This window comes from Pseudomonas sp. 910_21, assembly GCF_052850735.1.
Genome location: NZ_VXCY01000004.1, coordinates 592,104 through 612,792 on the forward strand (window position 1 = coordinate 592,104; position 20,689 = coordinate 612,792).

At 64.2% G+C, this 20,689-nt stretch carries 18 protein-coding genes; 11 read left to right on the top strand and 7 right to left on the bottom strand.

The window, feature by feature from the left end; all coding sequences use genetic code 11:
• Positions 1-50: 50 nt before the first annotated feature.
• On the bottom strand, positions 51-2,423 hold the full coding sequence (locus FW796_RS16395) for a TonB-dependent receptor (RefSeq protein ID WP_346634073.1): 2,373 nt from the start codon (positions 2,421-2,423) through the stop codon (positions 51-53).
• Positions 2,424-2,577: 154 nt separating this feature from the next.
• Between FW796_RS16395 and FW796_RS16400 the strand changes: the two genes are divergently transcribed.
• Together FW796_RS16400 and FW796_RS16405 are read left to right on the top strand one after the other, a co-directional pair.
• Complete coding sequence (locus FW796_RS16400; RefSeq protein ID WP_346634072.1) at positions 2,578-3,522, top strand: LysR family transcriptional regulator; 945 nt, start codon at positions 2,578-2,580, stop codon at positions 3,520-3,522.
• 240 nt (positions 3,523-3,762) lie between these two features.
• Positions 3,763-5,379, top strand: a complete 1,617-nt coding sequence (locus FW796_RS16405) for an alkaline phosphatase family protein (protein ID WP_446439579.1) — start codon at positions 3,763-3,765, stop codon at positions 5,377-5,379.
• A 141-nt stretch (positions 5,380-5,520) separates the two neighbouring features.
• Here the strand turns inward: FW796_RS16405 and FW796_RS16410 are convergent, their stop codons facing one another.
• Entirely contained in the window at positions 5,521-6,426 is a 906-nt protein-coding gene (locus tag FW796_RS16410; protein ID WP_446439580.1) for a TauD/TfdA dioxygenase family protein, read from the bottom strand.
• A gap of 183 nt (positions 6,427-6,609) precedes the next feature.
• Here FW796_RS16410 and FW796_RS16415 point away from each other — a divergent pair, with 183 nt between their 5' ends.
• Positions 6,610-7,530 carry a LysR family transcriptional regulator gene (locus FW796_RS16415; RefSeq protein ID WP_253130215.1) on the top strand — a complete coding sequence of 307 codons (921 nt, stop codon included), beginning with the start codon at positions 6,610-6,612 and terminating at the stop codon, positions 7,528-7,530.
• 68 nt (positions 7,531-7,598) lie between these two features.
• Here FW796_RS16415 and FW796_RS16420 read toward each other — a convergent pair whose 3' ends face one another.
• Complete coding sequence (locus tag FW796_RS16420) at positions 7,599-8,621, bottom strand: ABC transporter substrate-binding protein (protein WP_346634069.1); 1,023 nt, start codon at positions 8,619-8,621, stop codon at positions 7,599-7,601.
• A gap of 386 nt (positions 8,622-9,007) precedes the next feature.
• Here FW796_RS16420 and FW796_RS16425 point away from each other — a divergent pair, with 386 nt between their 5' ends.
• From FW796_RS16425 to FW796_RS16435, 3 genes are read left to right on the top strand one after another with little or no spacing between them, the layout of a single operon-like run.
• Positions 9,008-10,603: an ABC transporter permease gene (locus tag FW796_RS16425; protein WP_346634067.1), complete on the top strand. Its 1,596-nt coding sequence runs from the start codon at positions 9,008-9,010 to the stop codon at positions 10,601-10,603.
• The gene (locus FW796_RS16430; protein WP_446439581.1) at positions 10,600-11,415 is read left to right on the top strand and encodes an ABC transporter ATP-binding protein; all 816 of its coding nucleotides are present in this window, start codon (positions 10,600-10,602) and stop codon (positions 11,413-11,415) included. The genes FW796_RS16425 and FW796_RS16430 overlap by 4 nt, the downstream gene beginning before the upstream one ends.
• A gap of 14 nt (positions 11,416-11,429) precedes the next feature.
• Positions 11,430-13,040 carry an arylsulfatase gene (locus FW796_RS16435; protein WP_446439582.1) on the top strand — a complete coding sequence of 537 codons (1,611 nt, stop codon included), beginning with the start codon at positions 11,430-11,432 and terminating at the stop codon, positions 13,038-13,040.
• 82 nt (positions 13,041-13,122) lie between these two features.
• On the opposite strand, the gene FW796_RS16440 is transcribed toward FW796_RS16435, so the two are convergent.
• Positions 13,123-13,569 (bottom strand): hypothetical protein, encoded by a 447-nt coding sequence (locus FW796_RS16440; RefSeq protein WP_346634064.1) that lies wholly within the window; start codon positions 13,567-13,569, stop codon positions 13,123-13,125.
• A gap of 112 nt (positions 13,570-13,681) precedes the next feature.
• The gene (locus tag FW796_RS16445; RefSeq protein WP_446439583.1) at positions 13,682-14,755 is read right to left on the bottom strand and encodes a fatty acid desaturase; all 1,074 of its coding nucleotides are present in this window, start codon (positions 14,753-14,755) and stop codon (positions 13,682-13,684) included.
• Between the two features lie 99 nt (positions 14,756-14,854).
• Here FW796_RS16445 and FW796_RS16450 point away from each other — a divergent pair, with 99 nt between their 5' ends.
• The 3 genes from FW796_RS16450 to FW796_RS16460 all read left to right on the top strand — a co-directional run bounded on the left by FW796_RS16450 (position 14,855) and on the right by FW796_RS16460 (position 17,475).
• Positions 14,855-15,859, top strand: a complete 1,005-nt coding sequence (locus FW796_RS16450) for an AraC family transcriptional regulator (protein WP_346634062.1) — start codon at positions 14,855-14,857, stop codon at positions 15,857-15,859.
• Positions 15,860-16,013: 154 nt separating this feature from the next.
• Positions 16,014-16,262, top strand: coding sequence for a helix-turn-helix domain-containing protein (locus tag FW796_RS16455; protein WP_346634061.1), 249 nt, complete (start codon positions 16,014-16,016; stop codon positions 16,260-16,262).
• Complete coding sequence (locus tag FW796_RS16460; RefSeq protein ID WP_446439584.1) at positions 16,255-17,475, top strand: type II toxin-antitoxin system HipA family toxin; 1,221 nt, start codon at positions 16,255-16,257, stop codon at positions 17,473-17,475. Before FW796_RS16455 ends, FW796_RS16460 begins: the two co-directional genes overlap by 8 nt.
• Positions 17,476-17,486: 11 nt before the next feature.
• Here FW796_RS16460 and FW796_RS16465 read toward each other — a convergent pair whose 3' ends face one another.
• Positions 17,487-18,875: a heavy metal sensor histidine kinase gene (locus FW796_RS16465; protein WP_446439585.1), complete on the bottom strand. Its 1,389-nt coding sequence runs from the start codon at positions 18,873-18,875 to the stop codon at positions 17,487-17,489.
• Positions 18,862-19,542 (bottom strand): heavy metal response regulator transcription factor, encoded by a 681-nt coding sequence (locus FW796_RS16470; RefSeq protein WP_110722539.1) that lies wholly within the window; start codon positions 19,540-19,542, stop codon positions 18,862-18,864. The genes FW796_RS16465 and FW796_RS16470 overlap by 14 nt, the downstream gene beginning before the upstream one ends.
• 135 nt (positions 19,543-19,677) lie before the next feature.
• On the opposite strand from FW796_RS16470, the gene FW796_RS16475 reads away from it, so the two are divergent.
• Positions 19,678-20,169, top strand: coding sequence for a GlcG/HbpS family heme-binding protein (locus tag FW796_RS16475; RefSeq protein ID WP_346634058.1), 492 nt, complete (start codon positions 19,678-19,680; stop codon positions 20,167-20,169).
• Between the two features lie 48 nt (positions 20,170-20,217).
• Positions 20,218-20,628 (top strand): hydroxyisourate hydrolase, encoded by a 411-nt coding sequence (uraH, locus tag FW796_RS16480; protein ID WP_346634057.1) that lies wholly within the window; start codon positions 20,218-20,220, stop codon positions 20,626-20,628.
• The last annotated feature ends 61 nt before the right edge of the window (positions 20,629-20,689 follow it).

The following is a 20,689-nucleotide window of genomic DNA, read 5'->3' on the forward strand; positions in this document are numbered from 1 at the left end:
CAGGTCGAAGGGCGCCGGATAACCCGGCGCAAGGTGCGTGAAGCCGGGTTTCAGAAGTCGTAGCGGCCAGTGACGCCCAGGGTTCGCGGTGTGCCCAGCAGGCCTTCGTAACCGCCGTTGCCGCCGGTCCAGAGGGTGGTGTAGTAGGTCTTGTCGAAGGCGTTCTTCAGCCACAGCGAGACGTCCCACTGGCCCTGTTCGTAGTTGCCGCGCAGGCCGGTGGAGAGGTTGACCACGGCGTAGCTGGGGATCTGCCCGTACTGGGAATCCTCCACGGTGCCCACGGCCTTGGAGCGGAACGCGTAGCTGGCGGTGACGTACTCTTCCAGGCCGTTGTCCAGGTTCCACTTGTATTCGCCGTTGGCGTTGCCGATCCATTTCGAGGCGCCCACCACCTGGTGGCCGCTGAGGTCGCACGAGGCCGGGGCGCCGGGGCGCAGGCTGACTTCCGGCGGGCATGGCGCGTCCTTGTAGGACAGGTAACGCACGTCGTTGTAGGAGCCGTTGAGGTTCAGGGTCAGGCCACGAATCGGCACCAGGGTGCTTTCCACTTCCACCCCCCGCGAGCGCACCGAACCGGCGTTGGTCAGGTACTGCACGCGGTTGGCATCGTCGTAGGCGTTGGTCTGGTAGCCATTGACCTGGGTCCAGAACAGGTTGGCGTTGAGTTGCAGGCGGCGGTCCCACAGGGTGCTCTTGAAGCCCAGTTCCGCGTTGTTGGCGCGCTCGGTGCCGATCAGCAGCGAATCGGCGCCGGCGGTGGGCGCCGAGCCCACCGTCAGGTTGACCCCGCCGGATTTTTCACCGTGGGACAGGGTGGCGTAGCCCAGCAAGTCGTCGGTGATGCGGTAGCTGAGGTTGAGCAGGCCCGAAGGGCTGGTGCTGTACTGGTTGAGGTCGCCGGAGTCATAGGCCCCGGTGCGCCCGCGGCGAGCGTTGGCGGCAGCCCCGGCCACCGCCGCGCCACCCAGCGGTGCGTTGCGGCTGACCCAGGCACTTTTTTCCTCGTAGGTGCCGCGCAGGCCGGCAGTGAAATCCAGGCGCTCGGTGAGGTGCCAGGTGCCCTGGGCGAACAGAGCGAAGCTGTTGGTCTGGATGTGCCCGTTGCCGACGCTGCTGACGTTGCTCAGGGCGCCGGCCGGGGTGCCGTTCCAGATGTCCGCCTTGGGTCCGTAATAGGCGAAGGATTTGTTGTCCAGGTCGGAGCCGAAGTAGTAGGCCCCGAGCACGTAGTCGAAGAAACCACCCGTGGGCGAGGCCAGACGGAATTCCTGGGACCACTGTTTGTCCTCCACCGACACCCCGGCGTTGTAGGTGGCCGCCACGTTGAGGCCATCGTCGTTGCGCGGGGTGAAATTCCACCAGCGGTAGGAGCTGACCGAAGTCAGGGTGAAGTCGCTGGGCAGGGTCCAGTTGGCCTCCAGGGACGTGCCGCCCTGGAACACCGTGACATGCTGGTCGTTGTCCAGGTTGACCTTGCGGTGCGAACCGTTGACCAGGGTCGCCCCGGCCGCCGCCGCACGCGACTCATAGACATTGGTGCCATTGATGGTCGGCCCGGTGCTGTACAGCACTCGGGTGCCGGCACTGGAGTCCTCTTCGTTGTAGTCGCCGATCCAGCGCAGGTTGAAGCTGTCATTGGGCTTGTACAGCAACTGTCCGCGAAAGCCCTGGCGTGATCCGCCGTTGAGGTCATGGCCGTCGAATTCGTTCTTGATGTCGCCGTCGCTGCGGGTGCGATAGGCGGAAAAACGCCCCGCCAGCTCATCGGTCAGCGGCCCGGAAATGGTGCCCTTGGTCTGGAAGTAGCCGTCCTCGCCGAGGGAGGTTTCGATGCTGCGCTCCGGGGTGAAGCTCGGCGCCCGGGTGCTGATGTTGATCACCCCGGCGGTGGTGTTCTTGCCGAACAGGGTGCCCTGGGGACCGCGCAGCACTTCCAGCTGTTCGATGTCCATCAGGTCGAACACTGCCATCCCCGGCCTTCCGAGGTAGACGTTGTCAATGTACAGCCCGACGCTGCCTTCCAGGCCGTCGCTGGCCGGGTTGTTGCCCAGGCCACGGATCGACACGCTGGACTGGCGCGCATGCATGTAGGCGACGTTGACGCTGGGCACCAGTTGCTGCAGGTCCTGGATGCGATAGACCCGCTGGCTCTCCAGGGCCTGGCCGCTGACTACGCTCATGGGCGTGGGCACGCTCTGCGAGCTTTCCTCGCGACGCCGGGCGGTCACGGTCACCGTCTGCAATTGGCCGTCGTCGGCCTTGGCCTTGTTGGCGCTGCTCTTGGCCGGGGCGGCTTGCGGCGCCGCGGCGTCTTCGGCCCAGCTGGGCGTCCAGCTCGCGCTGCCGGCCAGCAACAGCGCCAGGGGCAGGCGCTTGAGCCGCCGGTGCGAGAGGGGTGAAGCAAGGGACAACGGGCTCATGGGCGGCTCCTGGTCAGAAAATATACAGCCTTGTATATTCCTTAAAGTTATTTATTTATGTTTTTACAAAGATTTACTGCATAAGAGATTGCCTTTATAAGGAGTCGACCTAATGCATAGCCAATGCATTTCCCCGATATTTTTTATGTGAAAAATGCATATCGATCTGCGCCAGCTCCGTCACTTCATCGCCCTCGCTGAACAGCGCAGCTTTGTCGCCGCTGCAGCGGCGGTGAACCTCTCGCAATCAGCCTTCAGCCGCAGCATTCAGGCTCTGGAACACAGCGTCGGTTGCCAGTTGGTGGATCGCGGGCGCAAGGACCTGGCGCCCACCAAACAGGGCCAGTTGCTGCTGGAACATGCGCGCCGGCTGGTCAGCGGGGCCCAGCAGATGGCCAACGAGATCAGCCAGTTCAATGGCCTGGAGGCCGGCGAACTGCGCTTCGGCTGCGGCCCGGCACCGGCCTCGGGATTGATTCCCCGAGCCATCGGCAGCTTTATCGGGCGTTACCCCAAGGCCCGGGTGCAGTTCCAGGTGGATGATTGGCAAAGCCTGAGCAAGCGCCTGCTCAGCGAAGAGTTCGAGTTCTTCGTCGCCGACACCCGGCACTTCGAGGCCGATCCGGACTACCTGACCCAGCGCCTGCGCCCACGCAAATGGCATTTCTGCTGCCGTGCCGGGCATCCCCTGGCCCAGCGCGCCAGCGTCAGCGCCGGAGAACTGATGAGCTACCCACTGGCGGTGACCATCCGCCCGCCCAACCTGCGCAAGGTCATCGTCGACCTCTGCGGCAAGCCGGACTTCACCCCCAATGTGGAATGCGAAAACAGCTACAGCCTGCTGGGGGTGGTCATGCGCTCGGACGCCATCGGCATCGTCGGCTCCTACAGCGACGCGTTGCACAACGCCAAGGGCGAACTGGTGTGCCTGAAGATCGACGGCCTGGCCGATGACCTGGAAGAGCTCTACACCCGCTACGGCATCGTCAGCCGCGCCGGCTATCGCCTATCGCCCCTGGCCGCGGCGATGATCGAAGAGATCAAGGCCATCGACGAACAGGACGAGGACCTGTGCAGCCTGGACAACCTGGCAGTCTGAGCCACCTGCATGCTCTCACCGTAGGAGCCGGCTTGCCGGCGAAGAGGCCCTTGAGCCTTGCAGCGCTCTCAGGGACGCCTTCGCTGGCAAGCCAGCTCCTACAAGGCCAGGCCGTCCGCACACGGCGTGGGGGGCCGGTCGGCATTGCATAAAACGCATCGAAACTATTCGGCAAATGCGCTTGCCGGAAACCACCGCCGGAGGCGAAAAACCTCGCCTGTCTTCCCCTCGGTGAACCCCATGTCCAATACCCTTCCACCCGTGCGCAATGTGCTCTACATCATGTGCGACCAGCTGCGCCGGGATTACCTGTCCTGCTACGGCCACCCCCATCTGCACACCCCGAACATCGATCGTCTGGCCGCTGCCGGGGTGCGCTTCAGCCGCGCCTACACCCAGGGCACCATCTGCGGTCCATCGCGCATGTCGGCCTACACCGGGCGCTATGTCAGCAGCCACCAGGTGGCCTGGAACGCCGTGCCCCTGCCCCTGGAGGAGCTGACCCTGGGCGACTACCTGCGGCCCCACGGCATTCGCACCGCGCTGGTGGGCAAGACCCACGCCACGCCCAATGTCGACGCCCTGCAACGCCTGGCCATCGACCCCGAAAGCCCACAGGCCGAGGCGCTGAACGAGGTCGGCTTCGAGCCCTACTTGCGCCACGACGGCATCTACCCCGACGACCCGATCTTCGACGACAAGCGCGATGCGGCGCCCTACACCCACTACTTGCGCAATCTGGGCTACGACGGCCGCAACCCCTGGCACGACTGGGCCAACGCCGGGGCCGGCGAGCAGGGACAAATCCTCAGCGGCTGGAAGATGCGCAACGCCCACCTGCCGGCCCGAGTCGCGCAAGAGCATTCGGAAACCGTCTACACCACCGACCGCGCCATCGACTTCATCAGCGAACAGGGCGAGCGGCCCTGGTGCCTGCACCTGTCCTACATCAAGCCCCACTGGCCCTATATCGCACCCGCGCCCTACCACGCCCTGTATGGCCCGGAGCAGGTGATCCCGGCGGTGCGCGCCGAGCCCGGGCAACTCAGCGATCACCCGGTCTACGCCGCCTTCCGCCAGCATGAGGAAAGCCTGAACTTTTCCCGGGATGAGGTGCGCCTGAACGTGGTGCCGACCTACATGGGGCTGATCAAGCAGGTGGACGATCAACTGGGCCGACTGTTCGATTTCCTCCAGAGCAACGGCCGTTGGGACGACACGTTGATCGTCTTCACCAGCGATCACGGCGACTTCCTCGGCGACCATTACCTGGGGGAAAAGGAGTTTCTACTGGAGCCGGCGGTGGGCGTGCCGTTGATCGTTCGCGACCCGCGCACAGCGGCGGACACCAGCCGCGGCAGCGTGGATGAACGCCTGGTGGAAACCATCGACGCCCTGCCGACCTTCCTCGATGCCCTGGGGCTGCCGGGGGCCGAACATCGCCTGGAAGGACGCTCGCTGATCCCGCTGCTGCACGGCGCCGAAGCGGACTGGCGCCGCTACGCCATCAGCGAATACGACTACGCCTTCCAGGCGCCTGCGCGGGAGCGCCTGGGCCAGCCCATCGACCGCTGCCGCATGACCATGGTGCGCAGCGAACGCTGGAAGTACCTGGCCTATGACGGCTTGCGCCCGCAGCTGTTCGACCTGCACAACGACCCACAGGAGCTGCATGACCTGGGGGCCGACCCGGCCTATGCCGCGGTGCGTGAGGAACACCTGGGGTATCTGCTGCAATGGCTGCGCGGCCTGAAACGCCGCACCACCATCAGCCATGAAGAAATCGACCTGCGCGGCCAGCGTTTTCGCTATGGCGAACCGGAAAGCGAGAAGCTGGTGCAGATCGGCGTGTGGTAACCCCCGGCAACCTTCCATCCCGTAGGAGCCGGCTTGCCGGCGAAGAGGCCCTCAAGTCTTGCAGCACTCTCAGGGGCGCTTTCGCTGGCAAGCCAGCTCCTACAGCGGGCAGGTTCATCGCATAAATTTCCGTAGGGGCGCTCAGAGGCCTTTGAGGGTCTGGCTGCGTTGGCCGTGGACGCCCACCGGAACGTCGCCCTTGAGGGTCACGCGGCGCACGATGCGGTCCTGGGTGCCGTAGTCGTCCACGGCGTAGTGCTGGGTCGAGCGGTTGTCCCAGATCGCGACGTCACCCGCGCTCCAGCGCCAGCGTACGGTGTTTTCCAAGCGGGTGACGTGGCTCTGCAGCAGGCCGAACAGGTGCGCCGAATCAGCCTGGGAATAGCCCTTGATGCGCTTCACGAAATGCCCCAGCACCAGACTCTTTTCGCCGCTCTCGGGGTGCACGCGAACGATCGGGTGCTCGGTCTCGAACACTGTGGAGGTGAACACTTTGCGATAGCGCTCCAGCTTCTCCGCCGAAACGTCCGGCTTGGCTCCTGCGTAGTCGTATTCGTTGCTGTGCACCGCCCAGAGCTTGTCCGCCAGTTCCCGCAGTTCCGCCGAAAGTTCGTTGTAGGCAGTGGCGGTGTTGGCCCACACCGTGTCGCCGCCGGAAGCCGGGGCCACCACCGAGCGCAGGATCGAGGCTTTAGGGTAGGCGTCGACGAAAGTCACGTCGGTGTGCCAGGAGTTGGCGCGCTGGCCCTCGGCACCGTCCAGCTCCAGCAGGTAGCGGGTACCGTCGCGCACCGGCACGGTGGGGTGGGCCACGGGCTCGCCCAGCAGGTGGGAGAAGGCTTCCTGGCTCTGGTCGTCGAGGTGGGTCTGGCCACGGAAGAAAATCACCTTGTACTGCACCAGCGCCTGCTGGATGGCTTCCACGGTGGCGGCGTCGAGCTCGCCGGAGAGTTGCACGCCACGGATCTCGGCGCCGATGCGACCGGCCACCGGGTGGATATCAAGGGCATGAACAGCGGGTTTAACGGCTAAGACGGCATTGCTCATCAGGTACACCCTCATCGACTGCTTACGGTTGGAACCGCCGCGAAACAACGCTCTATCTATATTCAATTTAGATCTAATAGATAACTACATGCTTCGTTGACGGAATAAGAGCTTGCATTTAAAACCTCATTCCTCACTCGTCGCAAATGCCTTCGAGCTATTTTTCGGATGCCGGGAAAGCATATGGATCTTCGCCAATTGCGTTACTTCATCGCCCTCAATGAACACCGCAGTTTTGTCCGCGCCGCCGACGCCATGGGCATCACACAACCGGCGTTCAGCCGCAGTATCCAGGGCCTGGAGCAGGAGTTCGGCTGCGTGCTGGTGGACCGTGGCAACAAGGATCTGCGCCCCACCCCGGAAGGCCAGGTGGTGCTGCAGCACGCCTTGAGCCTGGTCCAGGGCGCGGCCTTGCTCAGCAGTGAAGTGACCCAGATGACCAAGCTCGATGCCGGTGAGGTGCGCTTCGGCTGCGGCCCGGCGCCGGCGGTGAAGCTGGTGCCCGATGCAGTGGCGCAGTTCACCAGCGCTCATCCGAAAGTGCGCACCTGCTTTGCCGTGGACAACTGGGAAAAACTCAGCCGCAGCCTGAACCGCGAAGAGATCGAATTCTTTATCGCCGACATCCGCCATTTCGAGGCCGATCCGAACTACCAGACCCAGCCCCTGACGCCCAAGCGCGGGGTGTTCTTCTGCCGTCCCGGGCATCCGCTGCTGGCCAAGGAGAGCCTGTCCACCAACGACATGTTCGACTACCCCCTGGCCACCACCCTGATCCCCCCGGGGATTCGCAAGCTGCTGGCCAACCTCAGCGGGCGCATCGATTTTTCACCCACTATCGAAACCGAGCATTTCCCGGCCCTGGTGAAGATCGTCCGTCAGTCCAATGCCATCGGCGTAGGCACCGCCGAGGCCTTTGCCGAAGACATCGAGCAGGGTTCGCTGGCGTTGCTGCACTGGCGCAACCTGCCGCAGAACATCGACAGCCTGAATGCCCGCTGCGGCATCGTCAGCCGCAGCGGTTTCCGCCTGTCGCCGGCGGCGCGCAAGTTGATCGAGGTATTGGTGGCGGTGGATCGGCAGGGGCACGCCATCGCCGTGTAGAACAGCTTCGCCGGCAAGCCGGCTCCGGAGTTACGCAGGAGCCTGCTTGCCGGCGAATGGTGCCGACCTCAAAGACCGGCAGCGGCCAACTGCGGTGCAACCCAGGCATCCACCTTGAAGGACTTGCGGATCAACCGTTCCTTGGCCGCCAGATCCACCGAGTCCTGCAGTTTGCCAAGGAACACCGGGTCCAGGGTCGAAGGGAAGATCTCGCTCAAGCGCTGATCCTTCAAATCATCCTGCAAGATTACCGGCGGGTAACTGGCCAGCCCCGAGACCAGCTGGATATAGGCGTCCTTGTTGCTGTCCTGGGTCAGCCACTGCACGGCCTGCTGCTGAGCCTTGAGCAGTTTTTCCACGGCCTCTGGATGCTCGTCGACAAACTTGCCGGCGCCCACCAGCACGCTCTGCACGCTGCCGGCGCCGCCCAGGTCCTTGGTGCTCAGGGGCAGCTCAGCCAGCCCCTTGCTGCGCAGGGCCGAAAGCCCGGTGCTGCCCCAGGACGCATCGATCTGCTTGGCCGCCAGGGCCGCCACCGCCGCGTTGAAGTCGAGGTTGACCACTTTCAGGTCCTTCTCGCTCAAGCCCCGGCTGGCCAGGGCCGCATCGAACGAGAGCTGGGTAGCCGTGCCACGGAACACCGCTACACGCTTGCCCTTGAGGTCTTCCAGGGTCTTGATTCCCGAGCCCGGCACCACGCCCAGGTAGTGCTTGACCCCACGGGCCGAGGCGCTGAGCAGACGCGTATCCAGGCCATTGGACTTGCCGATGATGGCCGCCAGATCCCCGAGATAGGCCAGGTCGACCTGACCGTTGGCGAAGGCCTCGTTGATCACGGGCCCGGCGCCCTTGAAGAAATTCCACTGGATCTTGATGCCCTGGTCGGCAAAGGCCTTTTCAAAGATCTGTTGCTGGCGCAGCACATCCACCACCCCGCCACCGCTGTGCTGGGTGCCGGCGCTGAGGTCGGGCACGGCGATGCGGATTTCCTTGAGCTCGGCGGCCTGGGCCAGCAGCGGCAGGCAGCCCAACAGTCCCGCCAGGGCCGGCGCGGCGAACAAGCTGATGACGCGTTTGAAGGGAAGGTTCATGGGTGCGGCTCCTGCTGACAAAGGCTGTGAGGAGCAGAAGGTAGGCACGGAATCGATCAACATTTAAATACTATAAATTCACATTTTAATAACCATATTGAATAAACCAGTTGTCACGGGCGTCCCCGGGGACATGCATGAAATGCATGAAAAATATTCTTCAAATGCATTGGATGCGTGTCGGCTAGAAGCCTTAAATGGCTTCTCTTATCTCTTAATAGAATTGATAAAAATTTTAATAGATCGCAAACGCATATCACGTAGAAGCCGGTTTGCCGGCGACGAGGCCCGCCAACCCTGCATCGCCCGCAAGGGCTGATTCGCTGGCAAGCCAGCTCCTACGGCATCGACCAACGCCATGCAGTACCCGACGACGGAGGTCATCCATGGCCCGTGTTTCCCTGCTCAGCCTGCCCCTGGCGGCGCCGTCCGATGGACGCCCGGGCTGGACCGTAATCCATCAGCGCCTGTTGCCCTGGCTGCTGCCCCTGAGCCTGTTCGTCCTGTGGTGGCTGGCCAGCCGCAATCAATGGATGAGCGAGCAGATCCTGCCGGCCCCGGCCCTGGTCTGGAGCAGTGCTCTGGAGCTGGCCCACGGCGAGCTGTGGAGCCATCTGGCAATCAGCCTGCAACGGCTGTCCTGGGGCTTGTTGGCAGGCATCGCCGCCGGCGCCCTGCTGGGGGGTGCCCTGGGCTTCAGCCGGCGCCTGGAGCGTTTGCTGTTCCCGACCTTCGGCGCCCTGGCGCAGATCCCGACCCTGGCCTGGATTCCCTTGTTCATGGTGTTTTTCGGCATCGGCGAAGTGCTCAAGCTGGTGGTGCTGATCAAGGCCATCGTGGTCCCCGTGACCCTGCACACCCTGGTGGGCGTGCGTGATGCCCAGCCCAAACTGCGGGAAGCCGCCGCAGTGCTGCGCCTGCCCCCGGCCTTGCTGATCCGCCGCCTGGTGCTGCCGGCCGCGCTACCGGCGTTCATGGCCGGGGTACGCCTGGCCCTGGCCACCGGCTGGACCTCGTTGCTGGCGGTGGAACTGCTGGCCTCCAGCGAGGGCATCGGCTACTTGATGGTCTGGGCGCGGCAGCTGTTCATGCTGGATATCGTCTTCGTGTGCATCCTGGTGATCGGCGTGCTGGGGGTGTTCATGGACCGCGGCATCGGCTGGCTGGATCGCCAGCTGGTGCACTGGCCGCACCCGGCCACCGCTGCACTGCGCCGTGGCCCGCGCTATGCAGGCTGGCAGCGCCTGCAACCCTGGCTGCTGCCCCTGGCCTTGCTGGCCCTGTGGCAAGTGGCGAGCGATCGGCAGTGGGTCGATGCCAACATCCTGGTGAGCCCGCTGGCGGTCCTCGCCACCACCGTCGACGGTCTTCTGGACGGCAGCTTGCTGGGAGGCATGGGCCTGAGCCTGGGCCGCGCCCTCGGCGGCCTGGCCCTGGGTGGCGGACTGGGCTTGGCCTTTGGCTTGCTGCTGGGGCTGTCGCGCCTCAGTGAACGGCTGCTGGGCCCGACCCTGGCCGCCATTCGCCAGATCGCCATTTTCGCCTGGGTGCCGTTGCTCACCGCCTGGTTCGGCCTGGGGGAACTGGCCAAGTGGGTGTTCGTCGCCCTGGCTGCCTTCTTCCCGTTGTTCATTGCCACCCAGCGCAGCGTTGCCCAGCTTTCGCCACAACTGGCGGAGGCCGCCCAGGTGCTGCGCCTGAACCTCTGGCAGCGCTTGCGGCGCCTGGTGCTGCCCGGCGCGGCGCCGGGGATTTTCGCCGGCCTGCGCATCAGCCTGATCTACGCCTGGATGGGCACCATCGGCGCGGAATACTTCATGCCGTCCAACGGCGGCATCGGCAGCCAGATGATCAGCGCCCAGCAACTGCTGCGCATGGACCTGATCATGGCCGGCATGCTGCTGGTGGGCCTTACCGGGGCCCTGCTCAACCTGCTGGGCCAACAACTCGAAACCCGCGCCACCCGCTGGAGACACGCATGAACGCACCCCTGGTCAGCTTCAATCACGTGGGCAAGAGCTTCCCCGTCGTCGGTGGCGAGCTGGAGGCGATCCGCGAATTCAACCTGGACATCGCCGACGGCGAATTTGTCGCCATCGTCGGCTCCAGCGGCTGCGGCAAGTCCACCCTGCTGCGCCTGCTGATCGGCCTGGATACCGAGTTTCGCGGCGAGATCCGGGTCGATGGCCAGGCCGTCAGTGGCATCGGCAGCGAACGCGGCATCGTGTTCCAGGAGCACCGTTTGTTCCCCTGGCTGACCGTCGCCGAGAACATCGGCCTGGGCCTGGTCAACGAGCCCCTGAGCGCTGCCGAGCGCCAGCGGCGGATCGATGATTTCATCGAGCTGGTAGGGCTCAAGGACTTTACCCGGGCCTATCCCCATCAGCTCTCCGGCGGCATGGCGCAACGGGTGGCCATTGCCCGTGGGCTGGTGGCCAGCCCGCGCATTCTGCTGCTGGACGAACCTTTCGGCGCCCTCGATGCCCTGACCCGCCAGCAGATGCAGGACGAACTGCTGGCGATCCGCGAGCGGGCAAGAATCACCACGGTGCTGGTGACCCACGATGTCGAGGAAGCGATCTTCCTCGCCGACCGGGTGGTGGTGATGGCGCCGCGCCCGGGACGGATCAAGCGTGTGGTCCAGGTGGCGTTGGCGCACCCACGCCAACGCAGCAGTTTCGACTTCCACCAACTGCGTGAAGAACTGCTCCACGAACTCACCAGCGATGATCACTACCAGGCGCCGCAGCCGGTGCAGATCCGCGACCTGCCCTTGACCTTCATTGCTTGCTGAACAGGAGTGCCACGATGCCGCAACGTCCCAACTTTCTAGTGATCCTGGCCGACGACCTGGGCTTCTCCGACCTCGGTGCCTTTGGCGGCGAGATCGCCACGCCGAACCTCGATGCCCTGGCCTTCAACGGCCTGCGCCTGACCGATTTTCACACCGCCCCCACGTGCTCGCCGACCCGCTCCATGCTGCTCACCGGCACCGACCATCACATCGCCGGGATCGGCACCATGGCCGAAGCCCTGACCCCCGAACTGATCGGCAAGCCGGGCTACGAGGGTTACCTCAATGACCGCGTGGTGGCCCTGCCGGAGCTGCTGCGCGAAGCCGGCTACCAGACCCTGATGAGCGGCAAATGGCACCTGGGGCTGACCGCAGAGCGCGCGCCCCATGCCCGGGGTTTCGAGCGTTCGTTCTCGCTATTGCCAGGAGCGGCCAACCACTACGGCTTCGAGCCCACCTACGACGAACACACCCCCGGGCTGCTGAAATCCACTCCGGCGCTGTACATCGAGGACGACCGTTTCATCGATGAACTGCCGGCGGATTTCTATTCCTCCGACGCCTTCGGCGACAAGCTCTTGCAGTACCTCAAGGAGCGCGACCAGAGCCGGCCGTTCTTCGCCTATCTGCCGTTCTCGGCGCCCCACTGGCCGCTGCAGGCCCCCGAGGACATCGTCGCCAGATACCGTGGCCGCTATGACGCCGGCCCCGAGGTGCTACGCCTGGAACGCCTGGAAAGACTCAGGGCCCTGGGCCTGATCGATGCCGAGGTTGAGCCCCACCCACTGATCAATCTGAACGCCGAATGGGACGCCCTGAGCGATGAACAGCGGCAGGTTTCGGCACGGGCCATGGAGGTGTATGCGGCGATGGTCGAGCGCATGGACTGGAACATCGGCCGAGTGGTGGATTACCTGCGCCAGCAGGGGCAGCTGGACAACACCCTGATCCTGTTCATGTCCGATAACGGCGCCGAAGGCGCGCTGCTGGAGGCCTTCCCCAAGTTCGGCCCGGAGCTTTTGACCTACCTCAACCAGCACTACGACAACCGCCTGGAGAACATCGGCCGGGCCAACTCCTACGTCTGGTACGGCCCGGCCTGGGCTCAGGCCGCCACGGCGCCGTCACGGCTGTTCAAGGCCTTCACCACCCAAGGCGGGATTCGTGTGCCGGCGCTGCTGCACTACCCGCAGTTGCCGCTCAAGGGGCAGATCAGCCATGGCTTCGGCACGGTGATGGACATCGCCCCGACCCTGCTCGACCTGGCCGGCGTGCGCCACCCCGGCAAGCGCTGGCGCGGGCGCGATGTGGCGCCACTGCGGGGCAAGTCCTGGCTGGGTTTCCTCTCCGGCGAGACCGCCCGGGTGCATGACGAACACACGGTGACCGGCTGGGAACTGTTCGGCCGCCGGGCGATTCGCCAGGGCCAGTGGAAGGCGGTGTACATCCCCGGGCCGGTGGGCCCGGCGACCTGGCAACTGTATGACCTGGGCCAGGACCCGGGGGAGATTCACGACCTGGCCCAGCGCCAACCGGAAAAACTGCGCACGCTGCTGGAGGAATGGCAGCGCTATGTGGATGAAACCGGGGTGATCCTCAGCGAATCGCCGTTCCAGCCGGACTGACCCTGTGGGAACCGGCTTGTCTATGAACCGGCACCTGGAGGAGCCCGCTTGTGGAGGAGCGGGCTGTGCCATGGCGCAGGCCTCAGCCTCGGGTGATGGCGCAGGCCGGGGTTGTCGGCAGCTCCTTGACCACGACGTAATGCCCCGCCCGGTTTTTCTTGACCAGCAACGGCGAAGCGAACAAGTAGCTGCCGTGCAGGTTCTGGTCGACAAAACAGATGGTGATGCCCTGGCTCCCCCGCTCCATCACCCTGACGCTGTAGATCCAGCTTTGTTCTTCATCTACCGCGCTGTAACTGCCCTCGGCGCCTGCATCCTTCTCGTAGACCCGATAGGGCGTCTGGCCCAGCGTGGTGCCGTCCGGGTAGTGCCTCGGCCTTAAGGAATTGCGAAAGCCGTTCACTTCCAGATGCTTCAAGATACTCAGCGCCAGCGCCTCGTCGCTGCCAGTTGCCACCGAGTCGGCCAGCGACAGGCTGCCCACACTCATCAAGGCACCGGCAATCAATAGCCTTACCGCACTGTTCATACCCTCTCCCTGTCGATGCCCATCCACGGGCACTGGTCTGTTCCCGGCGCCACGTTACCTTGGCTTAACGTTATCGATCCTTGGATATTTAACCAGAAGAGGGTATGCCCACTCAGGCCCGGGCCTTATGCGCCGTTTGCGGCGCCGCCTGCTCCTCACGGGTAAAACGGTTGGCCCGGGCAAAGGTGCCAAAATCATTGAAGCGCACCCCCATCTCGGCCATCACTTTGTGTGCCACCGATGCCGTCAGCTGGCGAATGTAGAAGGGTTCCTTGACCACGAAATGATGGATGCCGTGGGTGCTGCCGAAGTTGCAGCAGAAGGCCTGCAGCGGCCACATCCACCAGGGGTTGAGCACCTGGGTCTGCTGGATCACGTTGCCCGGTTCGATATCGCCGTAGTAGTGCATGTTGGAGCTGACGAAATGCAGGCAGAAGGTGCGCAGCACGTTGGGACCGATGATCACCACCACGGCGATATCGATGTAGTGCATCAGCGCCAAGGTGTCTTGTGACCACTGGATCGGGCTGCCGAGCAACGCGGCGACGCCATTGGCCCCGTGGAAGCCGAGGAACACATACCAGGCGCCCCAATGCAGCAATGCCAGCGGCGCGTACACCGCCAGGGTACGGCTGAGGATGCCCAGCTTGCGCTTGGCCCCCGGCGCCCGCAGCAGGCGGATGAAAGCCGCCATCATGTTGTCCCCCACCATCAGCAGCCGGACGATGCCCCAGGGCTCGCCGTTGGTGATGGCGCGCTCCTCGATATCGGTTTCGCTGCCCGACACCTTGTGGTGATTCAGGTGCAGATGACGCCGCACCCAAGGGTTGATGGTGCTCGGCCGCGCCAGCCAGACCAGCGCCAGCATCAGGTTGTGGGGCAGGCGCTGCTTGCGGAAGTACATGCTGTGGATCAGGTCGTGTTCCAGCTCGTGGGTCAGCGAGGCGAAAAAGGCATTGAGCAGCAGGCAGGCCCAACCGGCCAGGTAACCGCCGACATAGAGCGCCGCTGCCCCCAGCATCCCGGACAGGGCAAATACCAGAACCCCAGCGCCCAGGGCGTCCTGATGCCGCAACACGGGGAAGCGCTGGCGCAATTCATCGCCCCGGGCCAAGACTACCTGGCGGATATGCGCGGCTCGCTGTTGTGCGTTCATCCGTTCGGGGCTTGCGCAAGTACCTTGCATGATTCCATCCTCTGATCAGTGATGTGTGCATCCTGCCCCGGGCCCCGGCTCCGGGCGCTAGCCGTAAACGCCAACCTGTTGACCGGACGCGCCAATCGCATGACCGAAGCCACTTCCCTTGCCAGCTGGACCCGCGCCTTGCGCAAGCAACTGGACGCCCTCGACCTCGACAGCGGCGCGCTGTGCCGCGAGGCCGGACTCGACCCGCAATTGATGGACGACCCCAACGCCCGCTACCCGCTGTCGGCCACCACCCGCCTGTGGCATCTCGCAGTCAAGGCCAGCGGCGATCCGGCCATTGGCCTGCGAGTCTCGCGTTTTGTCAGCCCCACCACCTTCCATGCCCTGGGCTACGCCCTGGTGGCCAGCGGCAGCCTGCGGGAAGTCTTCGAGCGCATCGTGCGTTATCACCAGGTGGTCAGCGACGCCCTGGAACTGGCCCTGACCCGGGAAGCGGACCGCTACCGGTTCTTCCTCAAGGTGCCGGAAGGCTCGCCGCAACCGGCCTTCGAGGCCATCGACGCCTTTGCCGCGATCTACGTGCGCACCTGCCGCAACCGCCTGGGTCGCGACTACGCGCCACTCGCCGTGCAACTGCGGCGCCCCGCCCCGGAGGACCCCAGCCAATGGCACAAGGTGTTTCGTTGCCCGGTGCAATTTGCCGCGGCCGACGACTGCCTGGAATTCGGCCTGCATGATTTCGACAGCCATCTGGACGACGCCAACCCGGAACTGGCCGAGCACAACGAAGCCGTGCTCAAGCGCACCCTGTTGCAACTGCGCCCCCTGACCTGGGAGCGCAAGGTCCGCGGAGTGATCGAAGCCCAATTGCCGGAAGGCGAACCCTCCGCGGAACGGGTGGCCCAGGCCCTGCACCTGAGTTTGCGCAGCCTGCAGCGGCACCTGGCAGATGAAGGCACGCGTTTCGACACCCTGCTCAATGAATGCCGGGAGAACCTCGCCCTGCTGCACCTGCGGGACCTGGAATGCTCCCTGAGCGAGATCAGCTACCTGCTGGGCTTTGCCGACGCCAGCAGCTTCAGTCGGGCATTCAAGCGCTGGACCGGAATGACCCCGGGGCAGTTCCGGGATGGGATGCGTTGAGCCCCTGCGCCGGCAGTCGAAGCGGCCGATGAAAACGTCCCCCACAAAAGTCGTCGCGAAACGCCCACCTGGCCTACACTAAAAAATGCATCAAATATGATGCATTAGAGAATTTTTATTAAAAAAGCACTGTATATGATGCGGAATAGCGCCCATGGAAAGCCTTGGACAACTGATCCGAACCCTGCGCAAAGAGCGAAAACTTTCGCAGCAAGCGTTGGCAGAGCAGTACGGCATGAGCCGCGCCACCATCTCGGGGATTGAAAACAACACCATTACGGAAATCGGCCTGCGCAAGGTCGAAGCCATTCTCAATGGTTTTGGCTACGAGCTCAGCGCCGTGCCCCGCCCTCGGCAACGCCCGACCCTGGACGGCCTGAAACAGGCGCATTTCCATGACTGAGGAACAGCGGCTGCACATCCGTGTGGCCAACACGATGGTGGGCACCCTCGGCCGTGGTCAGGCACAGGCGGATTCGGTGTTCACCTACAGTGCAAGCACCTCGCCCCGTGACGCGATCTCCCTGACCATGCCGCCACGCCTGGCGAGCTATGACTGGGACCGGGGCCTGCTACCGGTGTTCGATATGCACCTGCCGGAAGGCTCGCTGCGTGATGAACTACTGCGCCGTTTCAGCAAGGCGGTGCGGGGTTTCGATGATTTCGCCCTGCTATCGATCGTGGGGCCGCACCAACTGGGCCGGGTGGCCATCAGCACAGCACCATCACCCCAGGTCCCCCTGCCGGAAACCAGCCTGGAGGACCTGTTGGTGCATGACGGTGCCGAGGGCCTGTTCGAGGATCTATTGGCGACCTATGGCCAGTACTCAGGCGTTTCCGGGGTGCAGCCCAAAGTCCTGATCCGCGACAGCACCAACAGCGTCGAACGCCTGACCCATCGCGGCGCCACTCATTTGGTGAAGGCTTTTCGCGCGGATCAATACCCGCACCTGGCCGCCAACGAATTCTTCTGCATGCGTGCGGCGCTGCATGCCGGCCTGCAAGTACCGCAGATCGAGCTCAGCCAGAATGGCCAGTTCCTGGTGGTCAAACGTTTCGACCTGAACGCCCAGGGCTACCTGGGTTTCGAGGATTTCTGCGTGCTCAACGCCTGGCCGGCCAAGGCCAAGTACGACGGCTCCTACGAAGGCGCGGCGAAACAGATCAAGGCCTTTGTCTCACCCCCTCTACTGAACCAGGCCCTGGAGTCGTTCTTCAAGATCGTGGCGTTGTCGGCCGGACTGAGAAATGGCGATGCTCATCTGAAGAACTTCGGCGTGCTGTACCCCGACACGGATGTGGATGCACCCGTCAGTCTGGCCCCGGCCTTTGATCTGGTCACCACCTCGGTCTACATCAAGGCGGACAGCCTGGCGCTATTGCTGGGAGGCTCCAAGGCCTGGCCCAAACGCAAGGCGCTGCTGCGCTTCGCCCGCACGGCCTGCAACCTCAGCGAAGGTCGCAGCCATGAACTGTTGCAACAGGTCGAGCACGGCATGGCACAGGCGATGGGCGAGATGCAGGTCTATAGCGCTGCCCATCCCGCGTTCAAGGGCATGGCCGAGGCCATGAGCGCGGCCTGGAAAACCGGTGTGGTACGCAGTCTGAGGAGCTGATCCGATCACCGTTAAAGAACGGGGAAACCCAGTTCGAACACCGTTGCCCGGGCCTCACTGGTCACCCGCACCTGGCCGCCATGCAGCAGCATGATCGAGCGCACGATCGCCAAACCCAGGCCGCCGGAATCTCCCGGTTCGGCCCGGGACGGATCGACCCGGTAGAAGCGGTCGAACAACCGGGGCAGATGCTCAGGGGCAATCGCCGGGCCCTGGTTGTGTACCTGCAGCCAGCACCAGCCCGGTTCGTTGCGACGGCGCAGATGGATCACAGAATCCGCATCAGCATGCCGCACGGCATTGGCCAGCAGGTTGCCCAGGGCCCGTTGCAGCAGTTGCTGGTCGGCCCGCAGTTCACCGGAAAAGCCGTTCTCCAGGCGGATCTGTCGGTCATCGGCCAGGGCTTCGAAGTAGTCGCACAACTCGGCGCCAACCCCGGCCAGCGATAGCGGGCGCAGATCCAGCACCTGCTCGGCCTGTTCGGCACGGGCCAGGAACAACAGGTTCTGGGCCATGCGCGTGAGCCGTTCGAATTCTTCCATGTTCGAGGCCAGCACTTCCTGGTATTCCGCTGCGCTGCGGGGCTGGTTCAGGGCCAGGCCATTGCTGCCCAGCAGGTTGTGCAAGGGGGTACGGATCTCGTGAGCGAGGTCCGCGGAGAATTGTGACAGGCGCTGAAAGCTCTCTTCCAGGCGCGCCAGCATGGCATTCAGGGCCTGCACCGGCTCATGGAACTCGGCGGGGATGCCGGTGGTGTGCAAGCGTCGGTCAAGACTGCGCAGGTCGATCTGGCGTACCGATTCGCTGAGCTGGCGCAGGGGTAGCAAACCGCGACGCAACAACAGCAGCCCCAGGGCAAACGCCAGCACCGCCCCCAGCCCCACGGCCAGGTACAAGCGCAGGCGGTAACTGGCGAGTATCTGCTCACGCTCGCTGAGGATCTTGCCGGCCACCACGGTCAGGGCCTCGCCCTCGGGACCGTTGGCCTGGCCCGCGATCAGGGCCACCGGGACCTCATCGGTGCCCGCCCAGAGGCTGACATCCCCGCGTTGCGGACGCAGCTCCTGGGCAATCGGCCTCAACTCGGGCAAGTGCTGTTGTCGGGGATTGATGCCGATCACTGTCGAGCCATCGGCCCGCAGCACCAGCAACAGGCTCTGCTGATTGCCCAGCATGTTCTGGTACAGCCGCGGCCGGGCTTGCAGGGCATCGAGGCTGTCACTGTCCTGGAGCAAGGCGCGTACCTGTTCCAGACGGCCCATCAGGGCGAGATCGTCACGGTAGGCGATCTCCCCGGCCAGGGAGCGGTAGAGAAACACCCCGATGCCACTGAGCACCAGGGCGCAGACGGCGGCAAACGACAGGGCCAACCGCCAGGCAATGGAACTAGAGCGCTGCATCCGGGGCTTCCAGCTGGTAACCGACGCCACGCACGGTGTGGATCAGCTTGGGCATGTAGGGATCGTCGACCTTGGCCCGCAGGCGCCGCACCGCAACTTCCACCATGTTGGTGTCGCTGTCGAAATTCAGGTTCCACACCTGGGAAGCGATCAGGGTCCGCGACAGCACTTCACCCTGGCGGCTGGCCAACAGGTGCAGCAGGGCGAATTCCTTGTTGGTCAGGGCGATGCGCTGGCCGCCGCGACTGACGCGACGGCGCAGCACGTCGATCTCCAGGTCAGCGATGCTGAAGGATTCGGCTTCACGCAGCGGTCCGCGGCGCAGCAGGGTGCGGACCCGAGCCAGCAGCTCGGCAAAGGCGAAGGGCTTGAGCAGGTAGTCGTCGGCGCCCAGCTCCAGGCCACGGACCCGGTCTTCGATGGCGTCCTTGGCGGTGAGGAACAGCACCGGGGTGGCGCCGCGCTGGCGGATCAACTGCAGCAACTGCCAACCGTTGAGGCCGGGGAGCATCACGTCGAGGATGATCAGGTCGTATTCCTGCTGCTCGATGAAATAGCGCCCGTCCAGGCCGTTCAGGGCCACGTCCACGGCGAATCCGGACTCTCCGAGCCCCTTGGCAAGGAAATTCGCGGTTTTGGCTTCGTCTTCAACTACCAGCAAACGCATGGTGCACCTCGGGAATGATCGGCACAGGCTAGGCGCCTGTGGCGCGCTTGCCCATTACAAACTTGTAATCCAACTGACGAGGTTCTGACGAGGACGGCTGGCTAAGGTGGCGGCCTGTCTTTACGGAACCTTCCCATGATCTGCAAAACCCTTGTTCTAAGTCTTGGTCTGGGCCTTGGTCTGGGCCTTGCCGGCAACGCCCTGGCCGCCCTGGAACTGCCCCGTCACACCGAGCTGGACCTGGCCACCGCCCGTCAGTTGGCAGACGCCAGTCTGGCCCAGTGCACGGCCGTGGTGTCGGTCCTGGACCGAGGCGGCAACCTGCTGGTGACCTTGCGCAGCGATGGCGTAGGCCCGCACAACACCGTCGCCAGCCAGCGCAAGGCCTATACCGCGCTGTCCACCAAGACCCCGAGCCGGCTGTTCGCCGAACGGGCGCGCAATAACCCCGACGCGGCCAATCTCAATACCTTGCCGGAGCTGTTGTTGCTCGGTGGCGGCATTCCGTTGTTCGCCGGCCAGGAGCTGGTGGGCGCGATAGGGATTGCCGGTGCCGGGGGGGCCGCGCAGGACGAGGAATGTGCGCTCAAGGCGGCGCAGAAAGTCGGTTTGCGTGCCGCACTGTGAGGCGCGCCGGGTTGTTGTTTTTTTGATCAATGCACTGAGGAGTCTTTCATGAACTTTTTGCGTAATGGCCTGGCCGCTGTCGGCCTCTGCGGTCTGTCGAGCCTGGCCTTGGCGGCGGGCAATCCCTTGAGCGTGCACGTGCTCAACCTGGAGAACGGTTTGCCCTCGCCGGGGGTCAAGGTGACCCTGGAGCAGCATGTGGGCCAGGACTGGAAAGCCTTGTCCAGCGGTGTGACCAACGAGCAGGGGCGGATCAGCGAGCTGTTTCCCGCGGGCCAGGCCCTGACTGCTGGCGAATATCGGGTGGTGTTCAAGACCGGTGAATACTTCAAGCAGGCCAAGCGCGAGACCTTCTTTCCGGAAATTCCGGTGATCTTCGAGGTCAAGCAGACCGAGCAGCATTACCACATTCCGTTGTTGCTCAGCCCGTATGGATTCTCGACCTATCGTGGTTCGTAGGAGCTGACTGCCGGCGAAGGCGGTCTTGAGGGCCTCTTCGCTGGCAAGCCAGCTCCTACGG